This is a genomic window from Virgibacillus sp. 7505 (assembly GCF_002272135.1).
Lineage (GTDB): Bacteria > Bacillota > Bacilli > Bacillales > Amphibacillaceae > Terribacillus.
Genome location: NZ_NPBF01000169.1, coordinates 1 through 280 on the forward strand (window position 1 = coordinate 1; position 280 = coordinate 280).

1 protein-coding gene is annotated in these 280 nt (G+C 46.4%); it reads right to left on the reverse strand.

Annotation, left to right across the window (positions count from 1 at the left end; all coding sequences use genetic code 11):
* Positions 1 to 50 precede the first annotated feature (50 nt).
* Positions 51 to 280: flagellar basal body rod protein FlgC (flgC, locus tag CHH91_RS18450; RefSeq protein WP_095224773.1), on the reverse strand; the 230-nt coding region annotated here is incomplete at its 5' end.

Sequence of the window (280 nt, forward strand, 5' to 3'; positions counted from 1 at the left end):
GTTGGAGAAGTGGCTGCATCGCTTCAATTGTCATCTTTCCTCATCCTCCTTTAACGACCTATTTCCAGTGCTTTCATAACCATCCCTTTACTAGCTTGAAGCGCTGTGACGTTCGCTTCATAGGACCTCGTTGCACTTGTAATATCCACCATTTCTCTTGCGATCTCGACGTTTGGCTTCGCGACATACCCATCTTCATTTGCATCAGGATGGGTTGGGTCATAAACAAGTGTGGCCGGTGTTGGATCACGGACAATTTGTTTTGCTACAACTCCCTGAT